The sequence below is a fragment of the Paeniclostridium hominis genome (genome assembly GCF_014306135.1).
Lineage (GTDB): Bacteria > Bacillota > Clostridia > Peptostreptococcales > Peptostreptococcaceae > Paraclostridium > Paraclostridium hominis.
The window spans coordinates 52,180-77,465 of record NZ_JACRWD010000006.1 but is presented as its reverse complement, the minus strand read 5'-3'; the positions used below and the strand labels follow the sequence as shown (position 1 = coordinate 77,465).

The 25,286-nt window shown below is 26.5% G+C and carries 27 protein-coding genes and 8 tRNA genes; 33 read left to right on the top strand and 2 right to left on the bottom strand.

From position 1 onward, the window contains the following. Positions 1–288: 288 nt before the first annotated feature. The 12 genes from H8891_RS12390 (at position 289) to H8891_RS12335 (ending at position 6,560) form a co-directional block, all read left to right on the top strand. Positions 289–364, top strand: a tRNA-Lys gene (locus H8891_RS12390). A gap of 8 nt (positions 365–372) precedes the next feature. Then, a tRNA-Glu gene (locus H8891_RS12385) sits at positions 373–447 on the top strand. A gap of 7 nt (positions 448–454) precedes the next feature. Further along, a tRNA-Val gene (locus H8891_RS12380) sits at positions 455–530 on the top strand. 7 nt (positions 531–537) lie between these two features. After that, positions 538–614, top strand: a tRNA-Asp gene (locus H8891_RS12375). Between the two features lie 11 nt (positions 615–625). Further along, positions 626–700 (top strand) — tRNA-Thr (locus tag H8891_RS12370). Positions 701–709: 9 nt separating this feature from the next. Beyond that, a tRNA-Lys gene (locus H8891_RS12365) sits at positions 710–785 on the top strand. Between the two features lie 24 nt (positions 786–809). Next, positions 810–884, top strand: a tRNA-Glu gene (locus H8891_RS12360). Positions 885–890: 6 nt separating this feature from the next. Continuing rightward, positions 891–966: transfer RNA gene (locus H8891_RS12355), tRNA-Val, on the top strand. A gap of 118 nt (positions 967–1,084) precedes the next feature. Then, complete coding sequence (locus tag H8891_RS12350; protein ID WP_187006679.1) at positions 1,085–1,801, top strand: LytR/AlgR family response regulator transcription factor; 717 nt, start codon at positions 1,085–1,087, stop codon at positions 1,799–1,801. Continuing rightward, complete coding sequence (locus H8891_RS12345) at positions 1,795–3,150, top strand: sensor histidine kinase (protein ID WP_187006678.1); 1,356 nt, start codon at positions 1,795–1,797, stop codon at positions 3,148–3,150. The genes H8891_RS12350 and H8891_RS12345 overlap by 7 nt, the downstream gene beginning before the upstream one ends. A 145-nt stretch (positions 3,151–3,295) precedes the next feature. After that, a complete protein-coding gene (locus H8891_RS12340) occupies positions 3,296–5,866 on the top strand; it encodes an ABC transporter permease (protein ID WP_187006677.1) in 2,571 nt (856 codons plus the stop codon). Between the two features lie 16 nt (positions 5,867–5,882). Then, the gene (locus tag H8891_RS12335; protein ID WP_187006694.1) at positions 5,883–6,560 is read left to right on the top strand and encodes an ABC transporter ATP-binding protein; all 678 of its coding nucleotides are present in this window, start codon (positions 5,883–5,885) and stop codon (positions 6,558–6,560) included. Positions 6,561–6,597: 37 nt separating this feature from the next. Here H8891_RS12335 and H8891_RS12330 read toward each other — a convergent pair whose 3' ends face one another. After that, on the bottom strand, positions 6,598–7,593 hold the full coding sequence (locus H8891_RS12330) for an ATP-binding protein (RefSeq protein WP_187006676.1): 996 nt from the start codon (positions 7,591–7,593) through the stop codon (positions 6,598–6,600). Between the two features lie 22 nt (positions 7,594–7,615). Further along, positions 7,616–8,674, bottom strand: coding sequence for a DnaD domain protein (locus H8891_RS12325; protein ID WP_187006675.1), 1,059 nt, complete (start codon positions 8,672–8,674; stop codon positions 7,616–7,618). Positions 8,675–8,773: 99 nt separating this feature from the next. On the opposite strand from H8891_RS12325, the gene H8891_RS12320 reads away from it, so the two are divergent. From H8891_RS12320 to H8891_RS12220, 21 genes are all read left to right on the top strand, one after another. Further along, a complete protein-coding gene (locus H8891_RS12320) occupies positions 8,774–10,237 on the top strand; it encodes a M1 family metallopeptidase (RefSeq protein WP_243207846.1) in 1,464 nt (487 codons plus the stop codon). An 87-nt stretch (positions 10,238–10,324) separates the two neighbouring features. Then, complete coding sequence (locus H8891_RS12315; RefSeq protein ID WP_187006674.1) at positions 10,325–11,119, top strand: MBL fold metallo-hydrolase; 795 nt, start codon at positions 10,325–10,327, stop codon at positions 11,117–11,119. A gap of 15 nt (positions 11,120–11,134) precedes the next feature. Beyond that, positions 11,135–11,614 (top strand): 23S rRNA (pseudouridine(1915)-N(3))-methyltransferase RlmH, encoded by a 480-nt coding sequence (rlmH, locus tag H8891_RS12310; protein WP_187006673.1) that lies wholly within the window; start codon positions 11,135–11,137, stop codon positions 11,612–11,614. A 103-nt stretch (positions 11,615–11,717) separates the two neighbouring features. Further along, a complete protein-coding gene (locus H8891_RS12305) occupies positions 11,718–11,978 on the top strand; it encodes a hypothetical protein (RefSeq protein ID WP_057537362.1) in 261 nt (86 codons plus the stop codon). Positions 11,979–12,200: 222 nt separating this feature from the next. Next, the gene (locus H8891_RS12300) at positions 12,201–12,392 is read left to right on the top strand and encodes a plasmid mobilization protein (RefSeq protein WP_057537361.1); all 192 of its coding nucleotides are present in this window, start codon (positions 12,201–12,203) and stop codon (positions 12,390–12,392) included. After that, the gene (locus H8891_RS12295; protein WP_057537360.1) at positions 12,385–13,224 is read left to right on the top strand and encodes a DNA adenine methylase; all 840 of its coding nucleotides are present in this window, start codon (positions 12,385–12,387) and stop codon (positions 13,222–13,224) included. Before H8891_RS12300 ends, H8891_RS12295 begins: the two co-directional genes overlap by 8 nt. Next, entirely contained in the window at positions 13,220–14,503 is a 1,284-nt protein-coding gene (locus H8891_RS12290) for a type II restriction enzyme (protein ID WP_057537359.1), read from the top strand. The genes H8891_RS12295 and H8891_RS12290 overlap by 5 nt, the downstream gene beginning before the upstream one ends. A gap of 192 nt (positions 14,504–14,695) precedes the next feature. After that, positions 14,696–15,022, top strand: coding sequence for a hypothetical protein (locus H8891_RS12285; protein WP_057537358.1), 327 nt, complete (start codon positions 14,696–14,698; stop codon positions 15,020–15,022). Between the two features lie 63 nt (positions 15,023–15,085). Continuing rightward, on the top strand, positions 15,086–15,379 hold the full coding sequence (locus H8891_RS12280) for a DUF960 family protein (RefSeq protein WP_057537357.1): 294 nt from the start codon (positions 15,086–15,088) through the stop codon (positions 15,377–15,379). 133 nt (positions 15,380–15,512) lie between these two features. Further along, positions 15,513–16,100 carry a hypothetical protein gene (locus tag H8891_RS12275; RefSeq protein ID WP_057537356.1) on the top strand — a complete coding sequence of 196 codons (588 nt, stop codon included), beginning with the start codon at positions 15,513–15,515 and terminating at the stop codon, positions 16,098–16,100. Positions 16,101–16,320: 220 nt separating this feature from the next. Next, positions 16,321–16,593: a Mor transcription activator family protein gene (locus tag H8891_RS12270; RefSeq protein WP_077065552.1), complete on the top strand. Its 273-nt coding sequence runs from the start codon at positions 16,321–16,323 to the stop codon at positions 16,591–16,593. A 25-nt stretch (positions 16,594–16,618) separates the two neighbouring features. Further along, on the top strand, positions 16,619–16,831 hold the full coding sequence (locus tag H8891_RS12265) for a hypothetical protein (protein WP_057537355.1): 213 nt from the start codon (positions 16,619–16,621) through the stop codon (positions 16,829–16,831). Positions 16,832–16,901: 70 nt separating this feature from the next. Further along, positions 16,902–17,201: a hypothetical protein gene (locus H8891_RS12260; protein WP_057537354.1), complete on the top strand. Its 300-nt coding sequence runs from the start codon at positions 16,902–16,904 to the stop codon at positions 17,199–17,201. A gap of 261 nt (positions 17,202–17,462) precedes the next feature. After that, positions 17,463–18,386, top strand: coding sequence for a V-type ATP synthase subunit I domain-containing protein (locus tag H8891_RS12255; protein WP_057537353.1), 924 nt, complete (start codon positions 17,463–17,465; stop codon positions 18,384–18,386). A 123-nt stretch (positions 18,387–18,509) separates the two neighbouring features. Beyond that, complete coding sequence (locus H8891_RS12250) at positions 18,510–18,821, top strand: hypothetical protein (protein WP_057537352.1); 312 nt, start codon at positions 18,510–18,512, stop codon at positions 18,819–18,821. Continuing rightward, positions 18,811–20,286 carry a DUF927 domain-containing protein gene (locus H8891_RS15615; RefSeq protein ID WP_081012895.1) on the top strand — a complete coding sequence of 492 codons (1,476 nt, stop codon included), beginning with the start codon at positions 18,811–18,813 and terminating at the stop codon, positions 20,284–20,286. Before H8891_RS12250 ends, H8891_RS15615 begins: the two co-directional genes overlap by 11 nt. A gap of 94 nt (positions 20,287–20,380) precedes the next feature. Then, on the top strand, positions 20,381–20,569 hold the full coding sequence (locus H8891_RS12240; RefSeq protein ID WP_057537350.1) for a hypothetical protein: 189 nt from the start codon (positions 20,381–20,383) through the stop codon (positions 20,567–20,569). 174 nt (positions 20,570–20,743) lie between these two features. After that, a complete protein-coding gene (locus H8891_RS12235) occupies positions 20,744–22,390 on the top strand; it encodes a recombinase family protein (protein ID WP_057537349.1) in 1,647 nt (548 codons plus the stop codon). Positions 22,391–22,474: 84 nt separating this feature from the next. After that, positions 22,475–22,723, top strand: a complete 249-nt coding sequence (locus H8891_RS15145; RefSeq protein WP_057537348.1) for a YkvA family protein — start codon at positions 22,475–22,477, stop codon at positions 22,721–22,723. Between the two features lie 160 nt (positions 22,724–22,883). Continuing rightward, positions 22,884–23,468, top strand: coding sequence for a hypothetical protein (locus H8891_RS12225; RefSeq protein ID WP_057537347.1), 585 nt, complete (start codon positions 22,884–22,886; stop codon positions 23,466–23,468). 227 nt (positions 23,469–23,695) lie between these two features. Continuing rightward, positions 23,696–24,565 carry an AraC family transcriptional regulator gene (locus H8891_RS12220; protein WP_006440993.1) on the top strand — a complete coding sequence of 290 codons (870 nt, stop codon included), beginning with the start codon at positions 23,696–23,698 and terminating at the stop codon, positions 24,563–24,565. The last annotated feature ends 721 nt before the right edge of the window (positions 24,566–25,286 follow it).

Genomic DNA, 25,286 nt, shown 5'->3' with positions numbered 1-25,286 from the left:
GTTTAAATTATTTTTTTGAAATTTTATTTAATTATGTATTAAAAACTAATAAAAAATTTTAGATAAAAAATAAAAATAAAATAAAAATAAATAATATTTTTTGTTAAATTAACAAAAAATACATAGAGATAATTAGGTTAAACCATTGAAAAATAGGGTATTTATATAATTTAGTTAAAAAAATAAAAAAAATTTAAAAAAAGTGTTGACGAAAGTTAATAAAGCTAATATAATAATATTTGTTGATACGGCGGACGAAAAAAGTCGAAACAACATCTCAGCAAAGATGATCCATTAGCTCAGTCGGTAGAGCACCTGACTTTTAATCAGGGTGTCCCGCGTTCGAGTCGCGGATGGATCACCATTTTTTATGGCTCATTGGTCAAGCGGTCAAGACACCGCCCTTTCACGGCGGTAACAGGGGTTCGATTCCCCTATGAGTCACCAATAATGTGGGATTATAGCTCAGCTGGGAGAGCACCTGCCTTACAAGCAGGGGGTCACAGGTTCGAGCCCTGTTAATCCCACCAATAATGCGGCCTGGTAGTTCAGCTGGTTAGAATGCCAGCCTGTCACGCTGGAGGTCGAGGGTTCGAGTCCCTTCCAGGTCGCCAATTTTATATATGCTAGTGTGGCTCAACGGTAGAGCAGCTGACTTGTAATCAGCAGGTTGTAGGTTCGATTCCTATCACTAGCTCCATAAAAAGATGATCCATTAGCTCAGTCGGTAGAGCACCTGACTTTTAATCAGGGTGTCCCGCGTTCGAGTCGCGGATGGATCACCATTTTTTTATGTTAAAATTAAATAAGGCCCATTGGTCAAGCGGTCAAGACACCGCCCTTTCACGGCGGTAACAGGGGTTCGATTCCCCTATGGGTCACCAGCATTTGGGATTATAGCTCAGCTGGGAGAGCACCTGCCTTACAAGCAGGGGGTCACAGGTTCGAGCCCTGTTAATCCCACCAGTAAAACTCTTAGATTTTATCTAAGAGTTTTTTTATTTGCTAAATTTAGTTAGCTTAAAATATTAGAAAAACTTGTGTATAATAAGGATATAAATACATATAGAAAATAGGGGAGAATATGATAGAAATAGTTTTGTGTGAAGACCAAATTCAACATCAAAAAACAATAGAAAAATTTCTTAAAGAGATATTAGGGGAAAATAACATCGAGTATAATTTAAAAATGTACAAAAGTGGAGAAGAACTATTAAATAACTATCCAAAAAATGTAGATATATTTATACTTGATATTCAAATGGAAAAAATAAATGGAATGGATGTTGCTAGAAAGATAAGAGAAATAGATAAGAACAAACCTGAAATAATTTTTACAACATCACTTGTTGAATATATACAAGAAGGATATGAAGTAAGAGCTTATAGATATTTATTAAAGCCTATAAAATATGAAGATTTAAAAAAACACATTTTAAGTTGTATAGATGAAGTTATAAATAAAAAGGATAAATTTATATTAATTGAAAATAAAAATGAAACTTACAAAATAAAAATAGAAGAAATAACATATATTGAAATTCAAAGAAAAGATATGAGTATACATGCAGAAAGCAAAGTTTATGAAACGAAAATGACTATGGATAAAATAGAAAAAGAGTTAAAAAATTATAATTTTTATAGATGTCATAAAAGCTTTCTAGTGAATATAGATTATGTGGAAAATATAAAACAATATGTAGCTATACTTGATAATAAAGAAGAAGTACCGGTAAGTAGACATAGATTCAAAGATTTTAAACATAAATTTTTATGTTTATTGGGAGAAAAATTATGTTAGAAACTGAATTAATGTCAAGATTAGTTATAGGGACATCAAAATTTGTACAATATTTTATTTTTATAAAAATATTAGATTCTCTAGAAAAAAGGAAATATGAAAAAAAATACTTAGATATTATATTTTTGCTAATTGGAATTTTAGATTCCATAATTATATTTAATAGGGCAACTCAATATTATGGTTTTATAATTAATTTAAGATGGATATCATTTGTTTTATTTACAAAGTTAAATTATAAATTAAGTAATTTTAAAGTATTATCATATTATATGATTTATACTATGGCATATTATATAACCTGGGAATTTGTATTTTCAATAGCTTTTTTTCTTGTGACAGGACAATCCATGTATGCAAGTAGTACATCAGAAAATAATTTTAATATTATATCTATTATAGGAAATTTGATTACAATTTTTATAAATATAAGTTATGTATATATAATAAAGATATTAAAAAATTTTGATAAGGAAAAAATAAATATAATGCTTATAATAGGGTGTATACTAAGTAATTTTGTTATAGCATTTGTGAATAGTTTACCTAGGTATATTTATAAACTTAAGGTTGATTATTATGATAGACTTACTGCATTTAATATAAATATAACCCCTAGACTGTCTTTTATAAATGGTATTTTACTTTTAATTATAGTTTTAAAAACTATTAAAGATATTAAAGAAAAAAGTGAAGAAAATTTATTAAAAGAAAAAGTAGATATGCAATATAATTACTATTTAAATTTACAAGAAACTCAAAATAAGGTAAAAAGACTTTATCATGATATGAGTAACCATATGATGTGCATTAAGAGTATGAGTTTTGAGAAAGAAGATGTAAATAAATATATAGATGAAGTTAGTAAAGAATTAAATGGAATTAAAGAAATATATAATACAGGCAATATGATATTAGATATTGTATTAAATGAAAAACAAGTTGATTGTAATGAAAATAATATAAATTTATTTTGTGATATTAATTTTTCAAAGTGTAATTTTATAGAAATGATAGATGTATGTAGCATATTTTCAAATATACTAGATAATGCTATAGAAGCTTGCAATAAGATAAAAAATGATGAAAAATATATAAAAATAAGAGGAACTTTTGTAAAATCATATTATGTTATACGATGTGAAAATTCTAAAGTGAATAAAATAAAAATAAAAAATAATAGAATAATAAGTAGTAAAAAGGATAAATTTATTCATGGAATAGGTTTAAAAAGTGTTAAATCATCATTGAAAAAGTATGATGGAGAATTAGAAATAGAGGATTTCGAAGATAAATTTTTGGTACAAATTTATATACCGATAGATAAAAACATGACAGTTGAGGTTTAAAAAATACCAGTTGTACTATAGATATTGAAGCAAAAAAAGCAAGGTGTTATCTTTAAAACATAAAAGATAACGCCTTATTTTTTTGCAAAAAATTTATTAGTAAAGTGTGATATAAGGGGTGTAATTATAAAAGGGAGGTTATATTTTGAAGCTTAGTTTAAAATTAGCGATTGCTTATATGAAAGAACAAAAGGGAAGAACTATTGCACTAATAACAAGTATAGCATTGGCAGTAATATTAGTACTTACGTTAAATGCCATACCAGAAACACAAAGTAAACTAGAAATAGAACAAGCATATAAAAATTTTAGTGACTATCATGTTGAGTACAATGGATTAAAAAGTGATATAGTGAATAAATTAAAAAAAGATAAAGAAGTAACTGAAATTAATGATATTTTAGGGCTGGGGAAAATCGTAGGTAAAAATGGAATATCATTACAATTAAATTCATATAGTAAAAATTTTTTACATTCTTATGGATATAAATTAATAAAAGGAACTACGCCTAAGAATGTAAATGAAATAGTGCTAGAAGAGAAAGCATTAAAAGAAATGAATTTGAAGGATGATTTAAATCAAGAAATTGATTTTAAAATTGTAGAATATTATGTAGATAAAAATAATGAAAATCAAATATTTAGCAAGGATAAAAAATTTAAATTAGTGGGTATAGTAAAAAAACCAGAGGGATATTATACAAATTCAGATGGGTACACAAACGAAAATGAATATTATGAAGTGAAGGCTTTTACAAAAGATAACCCTAATGAAGAAATTTTACCAAATAACTTAGTCACTCATAATGGTACATTGTATCTAAATACATCTAAACCTCATATTGGAAAGGTCTATGAAATGATAAACAAATATGGTTTAGATGAATCAAATTTTAGTATAAATGCACCATTAACACAAGCTTTAAGTAATTATGAGATGTCAAAAGAAACTCTATATACAAAAAGACAAAAGTTATATCCTATGTTGTCAGCAACCTTAGTTATATGTAATATATTTAGCATTGTTTTAATAGATATGACAAAACAAATAGGAATATTAAGAGCAATAGGTTTATCTAACAACAAAGTAAGACTTATGATAATTATAGAAAGTATTGTAGTTTTATCATTAGGACTTTTATGTGGATTTTTATTAGGAATATTAGCAGCTTATTTAGGCTTTGCTATTATTTATGGAAAGATTGTAAACCTGTATTTAAGTAAAGCTAGTATATTAGAACCTATGATAATGGCTAGTATATCTGTTTTAATATCTAGTTTAGTTCCAATATATAAAAGTGGAAAAATATCTCCTATAGAAGCCATTAGAACTAGTGATAAAATTAATAAAAGACAAAAAAATAGATTTTACTATAAATTAATAAGAAAAATATTTGGGTTTACCGGAGAGATGGCTTATAAAAATTTATGGAGAAATAAGGTTAGAACTATATTATGTGTTATATCTATAAGTTTAGGTGGAGTGCTTTTTATAGATACGATAGCTATGGGAAAGAGTGAGGATAATAGTTTAGACAATAGTAGTATGCCTGTTATGATGATGGGAAAGAGTGATATAAAGTTAGCTTACAATTTTAATAATGTAGATTCTAATTTTGCAAAATATAGTAAAGATGAAATAGAAAAAATTTCAAAGATAAAGGAAGTACAAAGTTTAAATCCAATTATGGAGTTAAATGGATATTTTCTAACAAATTCTGATGATTTAACAAAAAAATATAAAAGTTCAAATGGTATAGAAGATGAAAATAAAAAATTAGAAGAATATTTAGAAGTTGAAGGACACAGTATTGATAGCTTAAAAAATTTAGATAAATATATTGAAGAGGGAAAAAATATCGATAACAAAAGTAAAGGAAACTATGCAAAAGCTTTAGTAACAAATTATTTTTATTCTATTCAAGATGCATCTCCTCATACTAAGTTGCTTAACAATATTAAAGTAGGAGACTTGATAGATATAAAAATACCAGTTATAAAAAATAATAAACTAGAATATAAAAATGAAAAAATAGAAGTTGCTGGAATTTTAAATGGAGACTATGTTTTAAAAGAAGGTGGCCTTTCAGGCGGAATGAAAGTTGTTTTAAATGAAGATGATTTTAAAAATATAAGTGGGCGAGAAAATTACAATAAGTTAAATATTCAGATTGAAAAAGGTAGTGATAAAAAAGCTGAGAATGAAATAGAAAAGGTTATAAAAAACAACCCATTTTCAAAAATTGAAAGTAAGTATAATTACAAAAACTTCTATATAAAACAAACTGAAAAAAACACAAAAGAAACATTAGTAATTGTAGCTTTAATACTTTTAATATCTTCTATAAATATATTATGCATAATAAAAGCTAATATGATGACTAGAATGAAAGAACTTTCAACATTAAGAGCAATAGGTATGAGCAGTAAAAAGCTTAAAAATATGATTATAAAAGAAAATTTAATGTATGCAATATTTGCATCTATAGTATCGAGTGTATTTGCAACTCATAGTATTTACGAATTTACAAAAATGGTTAATGAAATACACAGACAAGGATTAGGTACAAATGAGGCTATGGTGTTTAAATTACCAATACTTGAAAGTGTAGAGTTCTTAATGGCATCTATAATAATGTGTTTAATAGCAGTATTTTTATGCAAAAATAAAATAGAAAAAATAAGTATAGTAGAAGGGTTAAATACAAATGAATAAAGGTGGGGATTTTGTGATGAATATATTAGATATAATAAATTTAAATAAAACTTATGGTAAAGGTGAAAATAAAGTACACGCATTAAAAGATATAAATTTATCTATAGAAAAAGGAAAATTTACAGCTATAATAGGTCCTAGCGGAAGCGGCAAAAGTAGTCTTTTAAACTGTATAGCAGGATTAGATAATATATCATCAGGAAAAGTTCTTTTAAATGGAAAAGACATTTCAACTTTAAATGAAAATAAGTTATCAAAATTAAGAAGCGAAGAATTTGGATTCATATTTCAAAGCTTTAACTTAATACCAGTTATAAATGTATATGAGAATATAGTACTTCCAATATCAATAGATGATAAAAAAGTAGATAAAGAATATATAAATAATATAATTGAGAAATTAGGACTTAAAGATAAAATTAATAAATTTCCAAATGAATTAAGTGGAGGGCAACAGCAAAGAGTTGCTATTGCAAGAGCCTTAGCCAATAAGCCAAAAATTATTTTTGCAGATGAGCCAACAGGAAATTTAGATAGCAAAACAACAGAAGAAGTAATGGATTTATTAGAAAGTTGTGTTAAAAAATTTGGACAAACATTAGTTATGATAACTCATAATAATGAAATTGCTAAAACAGCAGATATTTGTATTGAGATTAAAGATGGACAAATAATAAAAAATTCACAGAAATAATCAAAAAAATAGCTAAGATAGAAAATAACTAGATTTTCTACTTAGCTGTTTTTTGTTCCCACCTTAAATCATTTCCTATAAACTTAACCATTCTAAATCTATCAAACACTCTAGAGAATATTCTTTGAGCATAAATATCGCCTAATTGCATAGGTGATAAATTAGTTGAAATTATAGTTTTCTTTCCTGATAACAATCTAGTATTTAATATGTTAAATAACTCACTGTTAGTAAAAGAATTAGTAAGTTCAGTTCCTAAATCATCTATAATTAATAAATCACAATCAAATAAATTATTATAATTATCTTTAGTTATATGATCATGTGTATTTTTAAACTTGTAATCTTCTATAATCTCAAACATTTTAAATGCAGTTTGATAAATAACTAAATGCCCTTTATCTAAAAGTTCTTTAGCAATACAGTTACACATAAAACTTTTACCTAAACCAGTATCTCCATAAAAAAGCATATTCTCATCATTATCTTTATCGAAGTTTATAACAAACCCTTCACATATAGATAAAATTTCTAATATATTTTCTCGTGGAGATAAACCAGAAGACTCATCTCTTTGAGTAGAGAAAATAGAGTCATCAAATGTTGAAAAATTTTGATGATATAAAACTCTTGATAAATTAGACATATTATAAGCTTCATTTACTATTTTTTGTTTTAAGCAATTACATTTATGTCCATTTGATAAAAAGCCTGTATCTTTGCACATAACACAATCATGTTTAAGGTTTAGATATCCTTTTGGAACTTTATTATCTAGAAGCATAAGTTCTTTTTTTTGTTTTAATTCATCCATTCTTAACTTAGCTTCATTTAATATAGATTCTTTATCATTTGGATTTAACAAAACTAATTTAGCAAGTTTTAAGCCTATTTGGCCTATTTCATCATCTATATCTTTAATTTCAGGTATTCTAGAATAAACTTTCTTTTTTCTTTCATTTAATTCACGTTCAGATTGTTCTCTTTTTCTCTCATAGGAAGTAAGTATTTCTCTTAATGTTGATTCTTTCATGTAATCACCTACCTAAAATAAATTATCTAAATTTACCTTTTTGACTTTCTTGAAGTATTTTCTCTAATTCATCAGGACTATATTTAGTAAAAGTCTGATTTATATTATGGAATCTAGTTTTAACTTGCTTAGCATTATTTTTAGATTCATTTGAATTAGCTCTTTTTATATCTGATTTACGTTTAAATTCATCTTCAGATACTCTTAAGTCTTCTAATGTTTTAATATTTTTTTCATTCCAACTTTTAACTATACCATTAATATAAGATATAGAAGGATTAGAGATATTTTTAGACTTAGAACAAGCTTCTAAAATAAGTTCTATATCAAATTTATATTTATCAAACCAAATATCCATAAGTTCTTTCTCAGATCTTGTAGGTTGTCTAGAAAATCCAAGCTCGTTAAATACTGTTTTATACATCATAAATCTTTTGCTTCTTTCAGCAAAACTGTTTTGCACTTCTTCAGGAGTATACAGATTAGCATCGTACCAATTTCTAATAATTCCTTCTATATAACTTACTGGTTTAGACGTTCCTGTTTGTTCTTTAACATGTTCATAAGCGCATAAAATCATATCTGTACTCATATTATACTTGTCCATAATATCCAAGATTGAAATTTTTTCACTAGGTTGAAGGTGTCTACCAACAACTTGATTTATACAATTAAACATTTTTCTAACTTGAAGATTTTCACCTGCTGAAACAATGCTATTAACGTCAGATTTTATAGATTGATTTGGATTTAATATATTATCCATATATATTTTTTTCAAATCTAAAAATTCTATTGAAAAATTAAAATCATCACTACCTTCATTTTTATGCTTTTTAACTAATTTTTTTTCTTCCCAGAAATCCCAAGCTGCTAATACATCAGATAAGGGTATATTTAAATTCCTTGCAATAGAATTATTGTTAAATTTAGGGTTAGAAGTCATATCGCAAGCATATCTATATCCTAAAAGATAAACTTGTACGTATAATCCATTAGCCATTGGCATAAATATATCTATAAATATGTTATCAATAGTAGTTTGGCCTAAATCTATTTCATTGACTTCTTTAAAAAACATTTCATCACCTCAAATTGATTATATCATAAAATCTATTACAAATTTATGATGTAGAGAATTAAAAAAAATATTCATTAAACACAAAGGGGAGGAATTTAATTGATTATTGACTTTAGAAAAAAGACTAGAATATTTATATCTTTTTTTATGGTAATTACTATTTTTATGGCAGGTATAGTTTATTTTAATAAAGAAAGATATACACAAGTTTTAAACATAAAAAATGAAGCTAAAAGTAGTTATACTATGGATGTAATTCTTGAAGATGAAAGTAAAAGGTTAATGTGTAATCAAAATATAAAGTACATAAATAATCAAAATAAAAATTTAAAAAGTTTATATTTTCATATATACCCAAATGCTTTTTCAAAGGAAGAATTTACACCATTTGAGAAATCCCAAATGAAACAAGCATATCCAAATGGATTTAATGAAGGATATATAGATATTCAAAATATATTAATTGGAGATAAAAAAGTAAAATACACTATAACAGGTGAAAAAGAAGATATCTTAGAGTTAAAATTAGACAAACCACTAAAGCCTAATGAGACGGTATCTATAGATATGAAATTTAATGTAAAAATTCCAAATTCAATAGGTAGATTTGGATATGGGGATAATACAATAAATGTTACTAATTGGTTTCCTATTGCATGTGTCTATGATGATAAAGGATGGAACAACAAAAGCTATGAAACAATAGGAGATCCATTTTATAGTGATACTAGTGACTTTAAAGTGACAATATTAGCTCCTGCTGAGTATAAAATTGGATCCACAGGAAAAGTTACTGAATCTAAAACTGATCATAAAAAGTCAATGTATACAATTGAGGCTAAAAATGTACGTGATTTTGCTTTTTTACTAAGCAAAAAATTTAATGTAAAAAAAGATTATGTAGGAGATACAGAAATAGTTACATACAATTTAAATAATAAATTTTCAGATTTAGCTACTAAAATATCTAAAGAGTCTATAGAGATATTTAATGATATGTTTGGTAAATACCCTTATAATATATATTCAGTTATAGCAAGTGATTTTTATATAGGGGGAATGGAATATCCTACATTGTCTATGATAGATGAGGGTCTATATACAAATAAAAACAAGTTTTTATTAGAGTATGTAATAGCTCATGAAACAGCTCATCAATGGTGGTATAGTGTAGTTGGAAATGATGAAGTTAGTGAACCATGGCTAGATGAAGCTTTGACAGAATATTCAACAATACTATACTTTGAAAAAAAATACGGAAAAAATATGGCAAATAATTTAATGGATACTATGGTAACACAAACAAAATCTTATTCTAGTAAAGACATTTTTAAACCTTGCGATCAATATAAAAATTCAACAGAATATAGTTTGAATGTATATACTAAAGGAGCTGTTATATTTCACAGTATAAGGCAAGAAGTTGGAGATAAGGTGTTTTTTAATGTTTTAAAAGAATATTACAATACATATAAATTTAAAAATGCAAATGGAGCTCAATTTGTTGAGTTATGGAAAAAAAACGGAGTAGATATAGAAAATATAATAAATAAATATAAGTAAATTTAAATTAGAGTCTTAAAAAATTTTTTAAGGCTCTAATTTTTTGGTATAATATAATCTATGATTATTAGAGAAAGAGGTGACCGCATGCTAGAATATAGTTCTATAGGAAGTGGGAGTAGCGGAAATTGTCATTATATTGGATATAAGAATACTAAGGTTCTAGTTGATGCAGGCCTTAGCGGTAAAAGGATAACAACTAATTTAAAAGATTTAGATATAGATATAAACAAAATAAAGGGAATATTTATAACACATGAACATTCAGACCATATAAAAGGTGCAGGAATATTATCTAGAAAATTTGATATACCTATATTTGCGAATGTGAAAACATGGTGTGCAATGAAAGACAAGATAGGGGATATAAAAGATAAAAACATGAAAGTTTTTGAAAATGATAAAACTTATTCTTTAGATGATTTAATAATAAGACCATTTTCAACATCACATGACTCTGCTGATTCTGTAGGATATAATTTCTATAATGATAAGCAGGAAAAGATATCTATAGCAACAGACATAGGGTGTATAACTGAAAATCTAAAAAAGCATTTATATAAATCAAAATTAGTAGTATTAGAGTCTAATTACGACCCTAATATGCTTATGATGGGATCTTATCCGTATGCATTAAAGAAAAGAGTTATGTCTGAAACAGGACACTTATCTAATGAAGAAGCTGCAAAGTTTTGTGTAGAATTAGTAAATCAAGGTACAGAGTCTATATTGCTTGCACATTTAAGTAAAGAAAATAACTTCCCTGAGTTAGCATATGAAACTTCTAAGGGTGTATTATTGCAAAATAATATGATAATTGGACAAGATCTTAAGTTAGATGTTCTTTTAAGAGAAGATGCATCAGATATATATAGATTATAATGATTGGAGAAATTTATGAATATAACTGTAATAAGTGTAGGAAAGCTTAAAGAAAAATACTTAAAGTTAGGGATAGAAGAATTTAGTAAAAGATTATCTAAGTATTGTAAATTAGATATGATAGAACTAGATGATGAAAAATGTCCTGAGAATTTAAGCGATAAAGACATGGAGATTGTTAAAAGTAAAGAAGGTAATAAGATTTTAAGTAAGATAAAAAATAATAGTTATGTTATAGCTTTAGCGATAGATGGGAAAAATTTATCATCTGAAGAATTAGCTAGTACTATTAGTAACTTGGCTGTAAGAGGCAATAGTCATATAACTTTTGTTATAGGTGGGTCTTTAGGGATTTCAAGTGAAGTTTTAAAAAGAGCTGATTATAAGTTATCTTTTTCTAAGATGACATTCCCTCATCAATTAATGAAGTTAATACTTTTGGAACAAGTATATAGAGCTTTTAGGATAAATAATAATGAACCGTATCACAAGTAACGGAGCGCGGTTTTTTATTTTTCTATAATTAATAAATCTTTGTGAAAAAGGATATTATTGGGTATAATTATTATTAATTATATAATAAAGGGGGTTAACAATTATGTCAGATAATTGTAGAATTTGTGGTAAATCGCTTAATATTTCACAGTATAGTGATGATGGAAAATATAAGTCATGTCCAAGTTGTTCTCAAAATAATGGAAAAGAACATGTATATTATGAATATCCAGAACATTTTGGAACAACTCCAAAAAGAGCATCATCAAAGAGGCCAGAAGGTCCACAAAGTCATTGTGAAAGTTGTAGATTTGATAGAGACTCATATCCTAAAGCGATTTTGTGCAGTGAAATATATAGATAAATATAGCTAAAGAAAGAGGTAATCCTATTTTAATAGGCTTATCTCTTTTTTATTTGCTAACAAGAATTAGATAATATTATTGTATTAATCAACTAAATACTATATAATGTAATGATGTGTTAACAAAATGTAGTAACAAAATGTAGTAACAGAATATAGAAATAATAATGGAAAATTTATTTGGTAACATAGATTAGAATTAAAATATAAAAGGGGTATAAAATGACTAATTTTATAGAGGATAACAAAGATGAATGTATTAGATTTAGAGTTAGCAAAAAGCAGAAAGAATTAGTAAAGTCAATGGCTAAAGAATGTAATTTAAGCATGACAAAATTCTTATTAGAGTTACTTGAACTAGCTAAAACAGATAAAATGATATTAGAAAAACTAGGAGGAAGTAAAGTTGAGTAGAAAAAAAAATAATCTTGTTGCACCTGTACTTAAATGGGTTGGAGGCAAGAGACAATTAATTCCAGAGATAGAAAAATACTTTCCTGATAAATATTCAACTTACTATGAGCCATTTATTGGTGGTGGAGCAGTATTATTTAATTTCCAGCCCAAAAGGGCAGTAGTTAATGATATAAATGAAGAACTAATCAATTTATATAAAGTGATTAAAGATGATGTAGAATCTCTAATAGAAGATTTAAAAAATCACAAAAATGAATCAGAGTATTTCTATGAAATAAGAAGTTTAGACAGGAATAAGGAAATATATGATAAATTAACTGATGTCCAAAGAGCATCTAGAATACAATTCTTAAATAAAACTTGTTACAATGGATTATTTAGAGTAAATAGTTCAGGAGAATTTAATTCTCCATTTGGAAAATATAAAAATCCTGATATAGTAAATGAAATTACACTAAGAGCGGTAAGTAAATATTTTAATAATAATAACATTACTTTTAAATGTGGAGATTTTGAAGATGCATTAAAAGGAATTAGAAAAGGAGCATTTGTTTACTTAGATCCACCATATGATCCAGTATCAGATAGTTCTAATTTTACAGGATATGCAAAAGGTGGTTTTAATAGGGATGAACAGATACGATTAAAGATATTGTGTGATAAATTAGATTCAAAAGGAATTAAGTTTCTACTTTCAAACTCAGCAACACCATTTATAATAGATTTATACAAGGAGTATAAAATAGAAGTAATAAAAGCAAAAAGATCTATAAACTCAAAGGGTGACAAGAGGGGAGATGTAGATGAAGTGCTAGTGAGAAACTATTAGTAAGGGTAAGAATGATATAGCTTGGGAGCAAATATTTAAAAAATACAATGTTTTAGAAATATTAAATAATGAGGGATATTTTATAATAACTGCATCTCAAATTGGAGAATTTAGGGAAGCTAGATTAATGGCTAAGTTTGACCATAAGAGTCAATTACCTGAAATATTTAAAATACATGGTCTTTCTATATTACCAATAACGAGGGGAAGTTATATAATATCTCAATTTGAAGCATATAAATCTTTTGAAGAAATAAACACTGAAATTACTAAAGTGAAATTTCCTGAGTATATAGAAAGTATAGATTATGAGAGTATTACTAGTGAGTCAATGGCTATAAACTGTGCATATGTGTCAGGTATCATAGCTGATTTTATGGAAGATGAAAAGATATTGCCTGTTGTAAGTGGAAGGATGAGTTCTTTAGAATTTGAATTCAGCATAAATCACAATAAACAAGATACTAAGCTTCAAATAAAGGTGAGTAATTCACAAATCGAAATAGATGGTGGATATGAAGGTATTGAAAAATTAGCTTTAATAGAAGCTAAAAATTCTATTTCTGATGACTTTTTGATAAGACAATTGTATTATCCATATAGACTGTGGAGTAACAAAGTATCTAAGAAGGTTAAGCCTATTTTTATGACATATTCAAATGATATATTTTCTTTTTACGAGTATGATTTTACGGAACCAGAAAACTATAATTCATTAGTTCTAGTAAAACAAAAAAACTATATAATCGATCATGAAGATATATCATTAGGAGATATTTTATCTATACTTGATGAAGTAGATATAATAAAAGAACCAGAAATACCATTTCCTCAAGCTGATAATTTTAAAAGAGTAATAAATTTATGTGAATTATTATTAAATGATGATATGAAAAAGGAAGATATAGTTTCAAAATATGATTTTGATCCTAGACAAGCAGACTATTATACAAATGCAGGAATATATTTAGGATTAATAAATAAAAAATTAAATAGTCAATTGATATACTCTTTGTCAAGTAAAGGAAAGAAAATCATTAGACAAAAACATAGGGATAGACAGTTAAGTTTGGCAAAATTAATATTAGAGCATGAGGTTTTTAATAAATCATTCAAACTATATTTAAAAAAAGGAGAAAGTCCTAATAAAAAAGAAATAACAAATTTGATGAAAGAATCATATATATACAATGTGAAATCAGATGTAACTTTGATCAGAAGATCATCAACTGTAATAAGCTGGACAAACTGGATTCTTTCTTTAGTAAATACTGATTAAAATAAAATTGTCACTCTTGATAAATAGATATAATTTTTAGATACTACATATTTAAGTAGTATCTTTTTATTGATTGGATTAAATATGGAACAAAATCTAATTTTAAATATATATTATAATTAGGAGAAAGCTAGATGAGTAAAAAAATACTTCATCTAGCTTATTTTGTTTTAAAATAAGGAGGAAGATACAATGATAATAAATATTTGGAAAAAACAAGATTTAGACTTAGTAAAGGAGCTACCAACAGAAGTAATATCTGCAATAGAAGATACCATAGAAATACTAGATAAAAACTACGGTACAGAAAGAACAGCAGAAGACTTAGGTGGATATGTAGCTGTAGTAGATAAAGTTGGAGCAGAAGAACTAAAACAACATCAACTAAAAGAAATAATACCTGAATACATAGATGAGATACATGGAACTGATTACATTTCAGTTCTATTTTTGTGTTCAAATGATTTTTCAATAGTTGTTATTTGTAAAAAAGAATTAAAAGATCTAATAGTAATTTAGATTAAAACCCCGAAATCCCGTAAAATTTTAAATAAAGAATAAAAATAATAGGAGAAAAGAAACATGTTTAAAACAGAAAGTAGATACATGACTAGAAAAGTATCAGAAGAAATACCTTTAGAAATAAATATACTGTTGTGGAATTTGATAGATGAACTAAATGTAGAAAAAGATTACTTACAAGTTTTTGAATTAAATCCTATAGGAGAAGGCATAGTTGAAATAATTCATAAGCAAGAAGTACCAGAATACAAAAGTAGTCTATACATACATAGTGAAGAAATTAAAGAAAATAAGAAGCTATACGCTATAGATAGCTTAGAATACAGTACTTTGATGTTTTCAGAAGAATACTAATTTTACACAGAAGTAAGAGCATTTCAATGTTAGACAATGAAGATAAAAAATAAAATTACAATTCTCTTTAATAAAACCCCGAAACCCCGTAAAAATAGATAAATAATTAAAAAATTGAAAGGTAGAAATGACTATGATAAATAATAAATCTGAAATAATAAATAAATTATTCTTTGATGAATTAAAAGAATTAGTAGATAAATACAATAACATAGATGATGAAACTATAACTGTAATAGAAAGAATAGATAATGAAATAGAAGATAAATACATAAAGGAATACATTTTAAAAGATAGTAATAAGCTAGATGAAATAATAGCTGAATATAAAAATAATTTGGATATAGATAAGATAATATTCTTTGCTTGGTACAATTTAAACATAGAAGAAATAAGCATAGATAGGATAAATAATTACTACAATGAATTAATTTCTCAAAAATATACTGAGAATGATAATTACTTAATTTACAAAAGTAAAGATGATTTAAAAGAGTATACAAGGAATGAATTAGATTACATGTTAAGCACTGAGTACCACATTGACAGGCTGTTTGATAAGGAAACAATCATAGATTTCTTTCTAAATAGTACAACTAAAGAAGAATTAATAAAAGAAATGATGTTAGATGATGATGTAGAGTATATACTAGACCTTTCACCAGAGTATGCATTTACATTAACAGATGGAAGTGAATATGTTTTTTCAAGTAAGGAATAAAAAATAATAAAAATAACTTTAAAATAACGGGGTTTCGGGGTTTTAATTAATTAGTTAAGAAAATAAATAGTAAAAATAATTAATTTAACTAAAAAACAACGGGGTTTCGGGATTTTACACTTAGACAAGAAATAAAATAAGGAATTTTTCAAGAAATAATTTCAAAGAAACTTTCTGTAAGAATAGTTATTATTAATTAGAGAATGAAAGGAGGTGAATAATGAAAATAGAAAAGAGTGATTTTAAAGGAATCTACGCAGAGATGTCAGAAATTCTAGGTGAAGAAATAGTAAGAATAATACATAAGCATTACAAAGGTCAGCAGATTAATCTACCAATGAAACTATACTCTAATGAATATGTAGAAAAGTATATAATTGAGAATTTTAGTAAAAAGAGTGTAAGAGAAATGGCTAGAGATCTAGGATATTCTGATAAATGGGTTGGTAGATTAATCAAAGGAATAAGTTTAAAAGAAGAAAAGGCAAGATAAAAAATAGAAAAGGATGGATAATAACATGAGTATATTTGATAAAATTTCAAAAATTTGTAATGAAGAAAAGAAGAGAGCAATAAGAGCTCATGAACAATCAAAGAATTCAGGAAGAAGAAGTCAAGTTGAAGATACATATAATCACTTCATGAAGACACTTGAAAAGACAAGTGGAATTAAAAAGGAAGATATAATAGGTATGAAAGTAAATAGTGTAGAAAGAAAAAAGAGATATTAATTAAATAAAGGATTACATAAGAAAGGAATAGTATGTTGCTATTCCTTTTTTGTTTTTAAGGAGAAGAAAAATGAGTAAATCAATAAGTGAAACTAAGTACTGTATAGTATTAAAGCAAGCAAAAATAAGAGATGGAAATGTAGGGTATGGAATAGAGAAGATTTTTGTAAAGTCATTAAACCAAGAAGAAATAAGGTTTGTATACTTTAAAGATACTTTTAGAAAAGAACAGCAACTAATAGTAAGACCTTTAGATTTAACAGAAGATGATTTAATTAAGTTAATTAAGGAATCCATAAAGAAAAATATATTTTCAAAGGAGTTTGTAAGTAATCTTAGAGGGATTCTTAATACTAAGGAGGTAGAATAACATGACACTAGAGTTATTTGTAGCAGGTGTTAAATTTGGAGTGTCAGTTTTTGGTATAGTGATGAAGCAGAGAAAAGAATATACAAAATAAGGAGATGAAATTAAATGAAGGAATTTACATTAGGTTCAGTAATAGGATTAGGAGTATGTATAGTAATTGAACTAGTGATTTCTAGTAAATCTATGTTGGTATAAGATATAGTATAATAAGGTTAATTAAGTTAGCCTTATTTTTTTGAATAACAATATAGGAGTGATTAAATGTATAAAGATACAATAACATTAGCACAATTATTACGAGAAGTATATGATGACACAGATTTAGGTAAATCTGGAGTGAATATGAGTAAAACTACTAAAGATAACATGATAGAAAAATTAAGAGCTATTGGTAAATCATTAGGTATAGATGTTGAAAAGTATCGTATAAAAAATAGATATAAAATACCGAGAATAATAGCGGATATATTACAAATATATCTTACGGTGGATAGTTCTAAAGGTAGCTTTATAAGTAAAATAAATACTAAACAGTATGAAAAAATAACGAAAGAGGAAAAGATTGAATTCTTAAATAAAGTAATAATAACTTTAGAAGATAAATATAAAAATGATGAAAATTATACAAATATACAACCTGATATTGAACATATTAAGAACACAGTTATGCTTGAAATAGAATTTTCTCATGGAGAAAGAGAAGTAATTGAAGATATAAAAAGAGAAATTACAGATAAGATAGATTTATGTTTCAGGGAATACACAGATATAAAACCTGATGATGGATTAATTAGGGTTAATGATGAGATATATACTAAAAGCATAAAGTTTCAGAAGATAACAAGTGATGAAAAAGGTAGATTAGATGTATTATCAGAATATGATAAAATGATATTCATTAGACATTTAAAAGAAAGAATAGATCAATCAATAGAAGAGTGGAAAGAATTAATAAGATTAGCAAATGAAATAAAAAATGCAGAAATAGATAATATAGTTGAAGTCGATGAAGATATGAATAATGAAAAATTTGTGGTAGAAGGAAGAGAATTACTTAGAAGAAGTATAGATGAGTATAAAATAGAATCAATGCAAAAGTACAAAAATAAAAAAATAGAGCATGATGAAGATATGGAACAAATTTTAAAAGATATAAAGAAGGAAATAGATAGTAGATATAAATAAAAAGATAAGTATTTTTACCTAAGCAATAAAAGGGGGTAAAAATACTTATCTTTTTTTTAGGGTTCGACTAAAGAATATATATAAAATAAAATAAAAATATATTCGAAAGGAGAGAGTTGAAATATGGCAATTAAACACAGAAAAAGACTAGGGGAAGGAATAAAGGCAAAAATTCCAGAGCCATTAGAAAACAAAGTTACAAATGAATTACTTGAAATCAAATTAAATAAAGAGAATCAAGAAGAATTACAAATAGAGGAGAAAGAAGAAGTAGAAGCAGAAAAAAATACAAAGATGTATGAGTATGAAAATGAAAACTATTGTAGTGATGGATATAGTTTATTTGTAAAATCATCAGCTAAACAAGGAAATATAAAGGTTGGAAGACATGTATGGGCTAAAGAGAACCATTGCAACATAGAGGATAATACCTGAAAAGATTCTATTAGAGTATAGGACAATAAGAAATATTGAAACAAAATTACTAGATAGGCATGACTGTTTATATGAACGTAATCTAATGAAATTACAAAATACAGGAATTGATGTAATCAAGGGTAATGTAAAACACGTAGTTGAATGTATTAGAGAATGTGAGGAGTCAATTACAAAGAAATATATACATTCTAAGCTAGGTTTTATGGATTACAAAGGAAAAACAATCTACAAATTACATGAAGCAATAGGGTTAAATTCAACATATGTAGGTACATGCGAAATCGAGCCTAAAGGTTCATATGATAAATATCTTGAGATGATAAATAATCATATACTAGGTAACCCAGAATTAGAATTTGCATTATCAAGTGGATTATCATCAATACTCTTAGGATATATAGGTGAGGATTTAGGTCTAGAATCCAACATAATACATCTAGTTGGAAACTCTACAACAGGAAAATCTACAGCTTTAAAGTTAGCAATTTCAAGCTTTGGATACCCAGATATAAAGAAAAATGGATTGTATGGTACTTATAATGGCACAAACAATGCGTTAATAAAAAAGCTATGTGGTCTAAAAGGCATACCATATGCTTTAGATGAAATATCTATGTCAGATAATAATAACTTTACTAAGTTTATATATAGTTTAGCAAATGGAGCTGACAAAGAACGTTTAAATAAAGACTCAGAGTTAATGGAAAAAGAATCTTGGTTAACAACAATACTTTCAAATGGTGAAAAATCTATAACTAGATCTTCTAATAAAAATGCAGGAGTACAAGTTAGAGTAATCGAAGCAGAAAACTTTACTTGGACTAAAAGTCCAGAACATGCAGAGGCTATACAACATGTTATTTTAAATAACTATGGTCATTTAGCAATAAAATTTGCGGAGTATTTACTAGCTCAAAATAAAAATGAATTAATTAAAAATCATAAGTATGAAAAATTAAAACTATATGATGAGCTTCGCAATAGAAGTGTATATGATGATATGTCAATGAGGAGATGTAGTAAGTTTGCCATCATAATACAAACAGCATTAATTTTAGAAGAAATACTAGATACAGAATTAGATATAGAAGGAATGGTAGAGATGATAATTAAAATAGAAATAGAATCAATCAAGTATAGGAACTTACAAAAATCAGTAATGGATTTCATAAAAGAGTATGTAGAAAGGTATAGAAATAAGTTTGATGGAAAATCAAAATCTAACTCGCAAGAGATATTAGGAAAAATTACAGAGAAGGAAGATTATACAGAACTTCAAATGGAGGAACTTTCTTTTGAACTAATGATAAAAGAAGGTGGATACGAGGATAGAAAGATAGTCCTAAAAGAGCTAAAAAAAGCTGGATTTTTAGACTGTGAAAAAGATAGATTAACTAGGTCTAGAAACAATAGTGCAGGAGTTGAAATTAACTATATAGTAATAAAATTACCTAAAAAATAGATCAAAATAAATAATGTAAAATAAATCGGCTACTAGGATAAATCAAAAGTAAATATCCTAGTAGTATAAAAATAATAAAGGAGTGTCTTTAGTTATGAATTATGAATTAATAGAGAAAGAGATGTTGGAGTTATCAATAAAAGAAGAGCAAGAATATTATGACTATATTATGCTAAATGCATATAAAGCAAGAGCATTGGATCTTATACTTCAAGAAATTAGTATTTGCAGAAAGAGTATAAGTGAAATCTTAGAAAGTTACTGTATAACTAGTTCTTTTTAGAGTTAGTTCCACTACAGGTAGAAAATATATATTATAAATTTGGTGTAATAAATATAGGAGGATATATGGATACAGTTAGTTTAGATCAAATAAAAGCACAAGAAATATTAGAAATACTAAGCACTATAATTCAAAAATCCATAGTAAAAAAAGAAAACAAAGGAGATAAAGAAAATGATTAAAAGAGTAGCAATATACTGCAGAGTATCAACTGTAGAGCAAGCTGAAGAAGGGTACAGTATAGACGAGCAAAATCTAAAAATAAGAGAGTACTGTGAAAGGGAAGGTCATGAAATATATAATTTATACGAAGATAGAGGAATAAGTGGAAAAAATATAACTAATAGACCAGGAATAAAACAACTTTTACAAGATGCAACAGAGAATAAGTTTGACTTGGTAATTGTATGGAAATTAAATAGAATAAGTAGAAAACTACTAGACATTCTTAACATAGTAGAGTTGTTAAATAAGCATAATATAGCATTTCGTTCACTAACAGAGAACTTTGAGACAGAAACACCATCAGGTAAACTTCAACTAAACATAATGGGAGCTATAGGAGAATTTGAAAGAGAAACAATAGCTGAAAATATAAAGCTGGGAATGGGGGCAAAAGCTAGGTTAGGTGAGTGGTGTGGCGGAGTAGTATTAGGGTATGATATAGTTGAAATTCCAAGTGATGGAAAGAAGAGAAAAAGCACTAAATTGCAGATAAATGAAAGAGAAGCGAATACAGTAAGGCGAATATTTGACTTGTATAGTCAAGGATATGGATACAAAGCAGTAGTTAATAGAGTAAATAAAGAAGGATATAAAACTAAGAGAAATAATGAATTTGCAGTAGCAACTGTTAAAGAGATACTAAAAAATCCAGTCTACATTGGTAAAATTAGATACAATGTAAGGCAAGATTGGAGTAAGAAAAGAAGGAATAACATAAATCCAAACCCTATACTTTCAGATGGGAAACATGAACCAATAATAGATATGGAAACATGGAACAAGGTACAAGTAATACTAAAAGAAAGAAGTAAGAAACATAATAAAATTTATGATAGTGAATTCCCTTTAACGGGAATACTTAAATGTCCTGTATGTGGTGCAGGAATGACTATAAGTAGGTCAACTAGTAAAAGAAAAGATGGAACTAAGAAGGTTTTAGAGTATTACTCTTGTGGAAACTGGAAGAATAAAGGTACAGCAGTATGTAAATCTAACTCAATAAGAGTAGAAGTTGCAGATGAGTATGTATTAAACAAAATAATGACACTAATAAACAACAAATCTATACTAAAGAAAGTAATAGATAATATAAACAAGAATAAATCTAGCAAATTACAACCGACTATAGATGAATTAGATAGAATAACAAATGAAATAAATAAGTTAAATACTAAGAAGAGTAAGAACATAGAGTTGTTTGAAGATGGAATACTAGATAAAAATGAACTTTCAATAAGAGTTAAATCAATAAACGATGATATAGATAAGTTAAAGTATAGAGAACAAGAGTTAATACAAGAAGTTCAACTTGCAGAAGGAGAACCAGTACCATTTGAGATCATAAAGGAAATAATGGATAGGTTTAAAGAAGTATTTCTTAATATGAGTACGAGTCAACAAAGAAAACAGTTAATACATCTGTTAGTTTCACAAATAACTATGAATGAAAAGCGAGAGATAGATAGTATAGAGATTCAAATAAATGATGATGTAATAACATACTTAATGAAGGATGAGTTGCCTAAACTAAAAGGTGATTCATCCTTTTTACATTTATTAGGAACTAATCATATAAATCTAAAAATATCAATTTAGCTATAGAAATAAATATTTAAAATAATGACATTAAATGACAAAAAATAGCGATTAAAAAATATATAATAATTAAGGAGATAAGATATGAATGTTAGTAGTAAGTATAATAGTTATTACTCAGAAAAATCATTATTTAATAAAATTAAATCAGTTTTTTCTGAAGCAGGCTTATCTATAGTGTATGGAGCATGGTTGTTATTTTATGCACTTAAAGATTCAAATGTTCCAATTAAAGCGAAAGCTACAATAGTAGGAGCATTAGGATATTTTATATCGCCAATAGACTTAATAGCAGATATCCTATACCAGATGCAGGATATGGAGATGATTTAACTGCAATAACAACCGCTTTAGGAATAATTTATATATTCATAACACCTGAAATTAAAATAAAAGCTAAAGAAAAGACAAAAGAGTGGTTTAATAATGTGACAGAAGAAAATTTTAAACAAATAGATACTAAATTATAAGGTATAAAGGGGAGATGAAGTGGATGAAAAAGGTAATTATATTAATGGTATTAGTTATGTCATTAATGATAGCTGGATGTACACAAACTGAAAAAATTGAAAAGGAAGAAGTCGTTAAGAGTGTATATTGTGACAGTTGTAGTGAGGAGTCAAAAGAAGTAACAAAATTTTGTTCAAATTGTGGAGTAGAAGCTAAATGGGTATCTGAAAAGCCTGAGATAGCAGAAGTAACTAATGATAATGATGAGGAAAATAAAATAGGAAATAGTAAAGAAAAAGAATCAGTAGATAAGAAAGATGAAGTTAAAGTTGAAAAAGGACAATGTGGAAATTGTGGAGCATATTTTCCTAAGAATCAATTAAATAAATTTTATGAAGGATTACTATGTACAACATGCTATAATCTTCCTAAAAATTGTGAAAATGGATTTGTAGGATTATGTGAGGGATGCTCTGAATGTGAGCCAACATCACAATATAACCCTAGTGATTATGATTTGTATTATCCTGAAGGAGATTTAGACTCTATGTATACTTGTACTAATTGTGGAAGAACATCTAATATGTATATGGGAACAATAGGTATGTGTGAAAAGTGCCTTGAGTAGTTACAGATGAAAGAAATTAAAATAAATTAAAACTAGCTCCGTAGAGTAAGGTACGGAGAACCGTATCACAAGTAAGGTAGCGCGGATGATAAGAGTAAAAATTTAGATATATAATTTAGATCTTAGTTATACTTAAAAAATAATTAGTACGATAATATATGTATAGATAATATCGATAAAAGTATATTACTAAAAATTATAATTGTTAGTATGAGGAGTGATTATACATGGATATGCTTACCAATTTCAATAAAGTTATGGAGTATATAGAAATGCATTTAGAAGAAGAAATAGACTTTAATATGGTTTCAAAGATTGCAGGAGTATCTGAGTATCATTTTAGAAAGATGTTTTCGTATCTTTCAGGTATGACACTTTCGAGCTATATAAGAAAAAGAAGGCTATCTAAAGCAAGTTTTGATTTAATGCAAAAAGATATAAAAATAATTGATATAGCTATAAAATATGGATATGATTCAGCAGATGGATTTAGTAGGGCATTTAAAGAATGGTTTGGTGTGAATCCTTCAGAGATTAAAGATGCTAAGAATCTTAAAGTATTTCCTTGTATGACTTTTCAATTAACTATTAAAGGAGGAAGTAATATGAATTATCGTATTGAAAAAAAAGAAGCTTTTAAATTAGTAGGAGTTAAAGGTCAAGTTCCTATTGTGTTTGAAGGTATAAATCAAGAAATAATGAAAATAGCACAAAGTATAACAGAAGAACAAAGAAAATTATTACAATCATATAGAAATGAAGATGTTAAAACTGTTGTTAACGCTTCATTTGATTTTGATGATAAAAGGTATGAAGAAAAAGGTAACTTAAATCACTTAATTGGATCTATAACTACTCTAGATATAGATTTTGGTGAATTTGATGTTGTAGAAGTTCCTGCTTGTACTTGGGCAATTTTTTCTTGTAAAGGACCATTTCCAACTGTATTTCAAGATACATGGGGAAAAATTTTATCTGAATGGTTGCCATCTTCAAATTATGAATTAATAAACGTTCCAGAAATATCTTTCAATAGAGATATGTCAGATATGCAAAATGTTTATAGCGAAATTTGGATTGGGGTAAAAGAAAAGTAATTAGAACTGAAATTTTATTCTATATCACAGTTAAAGGTACCTTGAATAATTTAAGGTGCCTTTTGATACTTATTTAGAATAACTATTAAGGAACCGTATCACAAGTAAGTGCGAACTTTACCAAAATTGGATATATAAATGAAAGGTAGGTCTGCTTTAATTCTGCAATGAAACTCACAAAAATCTAAAATTTGAATTTTTGTAGGTTATTGTAGTTTTATTCATAGGTTCTTCGTTTTTCACCTATTTCAGCAAATTAGAATTTGTTTTTTCTAATCTATAGTATTGAAAGAAATTGTAAAACATTCCACAAATATATTTTTTATATTCATTTCAGATTTAGGTTAAAGTTAGTAGTTATTCTTTTGTGTATATAAGTTATTTGAAGTAATAAAGTTTCAATTGAATTTGGATAAATATGAATATAAAAGTATTGAAAAAAAATAAAAGTTTATATATAATGTAATTATACTAAAATATAAACATGAAAAATATAAATGTAAAGGAGATGTAAATATGCGCAAAGAGGTAGTTTTTAACTAAACTAACTGAATAAGGATTATTTTAAAAAGTATATGAAAAAAATCTTGGATAACTCAAGGTTTATTTGTGGTAGAAACAATTATTAATAATATTGATATTACCATGTCTATTTGTGTACTCTAAAAATAATCAGTATTATAATGAGCATATTACATCTTTATTTGAAGAATAGGAAAAC

Coding starts and splice junctions, on each gene's coding strand:
- H8891_RS12270 (WP_077065552.1), top strand. CDS start 16,321: ATGAAAATAGAAAAGAGTGATTTTAAAGGAATCTACGCAGAGATGTCA.
- H8891_RS12280 (WP_057537357.1), top strand. CDS start 15,086: ATGTTTAAAACAGAAAGTAGATACATGACTAGAAAAGTATCAGAAGAA.
- H8891_RS12345 (WP_187006678.1), top strand. CDS start 1,795: ATGTTAGAAACTGAATTAATGTCAAGATTAGTTATAGGGACATCAAAA.
- H8891_RS15145 (WP_057537348.1), top strand. CDS start 22,475: ATGAATGTTAGTAGTAAGTATAATAGTTATTACTCAGAAAAATCATTA.
- H8891_RS12275 (WP_057537356.1), top strand. CDS start 15,513: ATGATAAATAATAAATCTGAAATAATAAATAAATTATTCTTTGATGAA.
- H8891_RS12265 (WP_057537355.1), top strand. CDS start 16,619: ATGAGTATATTTGATAAAATTTCAAAAATTTGTAATGAAGAAAAGAAG.
- H8891_RS12235 (WP_057537349.1), top strand. CDS start 20,744: ATGATTAAAAGAGTAGCAATATACTGCAGAGTATCAACTGTAGAGCAA.
- H8891_RS12285 (WP_057537358.1), top strand. CDS start 14,696: ATGATAATAAATATTTGGAAAAAACAAGATTTAGACTTAGTAAAGGAG.
- H8891_RS12335 (WP_187006694.1), top strand. CDS start 5,883: ATGAATATATTAGATATAATAAATTTAAATAAAACTTATGGTAAAGGT.
- H8891_RS12330 (WP_187006676.1), bottom strand. CDS start 7,593: ATGAAAGAATCAACATTAAGAGAAATACTTACTTCCTATGAGAGAAAA.
- H8891_RS12315 (WP_187006674.1), top strand. CDS start 10,325: ATGCTAGAATATAGTTCTATAGGAAGTGGGAGTAGCGGAAATTGTCAT.
- H8891_RS12255 (WP_057537353.1), top strand. CDS start 17,463: ATGTATAAAGATACAATAACATTAGCACAATTATTACGAGAAGTATAT.
- H8891_RS12350 (WP_187006679.1), top strand. CDS start 1,085: ATGATAGAAATAGTTTTGTGTGAAGACCAAATTCAACATCAAAAAACA.
- rlmH (WP_187006673.1), top strand. CDS start 11,135: ATGAATATAACTGTAATAAGTGTAGGAAAGCTTAAAGAAAAATACTTA.
- H8891_RS12225 (WP_057537347.1), top strand. CDS start 22,884: ATGAAAAAGGTAATTATATTAATGGTATTAGTTATGTCATTAATGATA.
- H8891_RS12300 (WP_057537361.1), top strand. CDS start 12,201: ATGACTAATTTTATAGAGGATAACAAAGATGAATGTATTAGATTTAGA.
- H8891_RS12260 (WP_057537354.1), top strand. CDS start 16,902: ATGAGTAAATCAATAAGTGAAACTAAGTACTGTATAGTATTAAAGCAA.
- H8891_RS12220 (WP_006440993.1), top strand. CDS start 23,696: ATGGATATGCTTACCAATTTCAATAAAGTTATGGAGTATATAGAAATG.
- H8891_RS12305 (WP_057537362.1), top strand. CDS start 11,718: ATGTCAGATAATTGTAGAATTTGTGGTAAATCGCTTAATATTTCACAG.
- H8891_RS12240 (WP_057537350.1), top strand. CDS start 20,381: ATGAATTATGAATTAATAGAGAAAGAGATGTTGGAGTTATCAATAAAA.
- H8891_RS12325 (WP_187006675.1), bottom strand. CDS start 8,674: ATGTTTTTTAAAGAAGTCAATGAAATAGATTTAGGCCAAACTACTATT.
- H8891_RS12250 (WP_057537352.1), top strand. CDS start 18,510: ATGGCAATTAAACACAGAAAAAGACTAGGGGAAGGAATAAAGGCAAAA.